Source organism: Actinomycetota bacterium, assembly GCA_005774595.1.
In the GTDB taxonomy this organism is placed as follows: domain Bacteria; phylum Actinomycetota; class Coriobacteriia; order Anaerosomatales; family D1FN1-002; genus D1FN1-002.
Map to the genome: position 1 here is coordinate 1 of VAUM01000438.1, position 1,322 is coordinate 1,322.

1 protein-coding gene is annotated in these 1,322 nt (G+C 70.5%); it reads left to right on the forward strand.

Annotation, left to right across the window (positions count from 1 at the left end):
* The first annotated feature begins 255 nt into the window (after nt 1-255).
* Nucleotides 256-948, forward strand: a complete 693-nt coding sequence (locus FDZ70_10795) for a hemolysin III family protein (GenBank protein ID TLM65829.1) — start codon at nt 256-258, stop codon at nt 946-948.
* Nucleotides 949-1,322 lie beyond the last annotated feature (374 nt).

Sequence of the window (1,322 nt, forward strand, 5' to 3'; positions counted from 1 at the left end):
CTCACGAAGCCCTCGACCCACGACGTGTAGACCTCGACGCTCACGGCGGCTCCTCGCCCTCGACTCGTTCATACCCATGAGGCGCGGGGCGCCGCTGCGTGGGACGGCCGCTGCACGCGGCGGGGTGGGTCGCCTCCGACGCGCTGCGCGAACTCGCCTCGCCGCAGATCCCCCATCGTCTCCACATACGCTGAGCAGCGCGGTGGTAGCATTGGTGCCCGCCGCACGACCCACCCGGAAGGGACGCCACAGACCGTGAGCAGCAGCTCCGAGCAGACCGCCGCCGCCGGCCCCGTCCTCGCCCGCGCGCACCGCGACCGCCGCCCGTACCGCCTCGGCGAGGAGATCGCCAACTCGGTCACGCACGGGGTGGGCATCGCCGGGGCGATCGCAGCACTGGTGGCGCTCACCGTCTTCGCGACCCGCGCACACGACGGCTTCAAGCTCGCCGGCGCGATCGTGTTCGGGATCTCGCTCGTGGTCGAGTACTCGGCGTCGACGCTCTACCACGCGCTGCCGGGGCGCGCGAAGCACGTCCTCAAGATCCTCGACCACGCCGGCATCTATGTACTGATCGCGGGCAGCTACACCCCCTTCACGCTCGTCACCATCCGCGAGCACGGTGGCTGGTGGCTGTTCGGCGCCATCTGGGGGTTCGCCGTCCTCGGCATCGCGTTCGAAGCGTTCTGGACGTACCGGCCGGGCTGGGTCTCGGCGGTCATCTACCTCGGCATGGGCTGGGCGGTGATCTTCACCATGAAGCCGCTGCTCGCGGCGCTCGCGGCGGCCGGGCTGTGGCTGCTCGTCGCCGGCGGCGTCGCCTACACCGCGGGCACGCCGTTCTACGTGTTCAAGCGCGTGCCGTACTTCCACATGGTGTGGCACCTGTGGGTGATCGCCGGCAGCGCGCTGCACGTCCTCGCGGTGCTGCTCTACGTCGTGCGCTAGCGGCCGCTGCTCTCGCGCCCGCCCGCGGCGCCACCCGTCACGATCCGCTCGACCTTCGACGGGTCGGCCACGCCCTCACCGGATGCCACGAGCAGCAGGTCGAGGAACTCGGCGTTGAGCCACTCGAACGCCATCGGCTCGGGCGGCTGGTGCCAAGGGAAGTCCCAACGCACCACGGAGACGTCGCCGAACACGTGCGTCAGGGCGGCGAGCGTGACGTCGAAGTCGATGACCGGGTCGTGGACCGACATGCCGAAGAACAGCGGCTGGTCGAACGGGCGACTGCGCTTGCACACGTCGAAGGTCAGGATCTCGTCCACCTGGTAGGTCAGCGCGTCGAGCGTGGCGCGCGGCATCCCCCGAGCGTGGCGCAC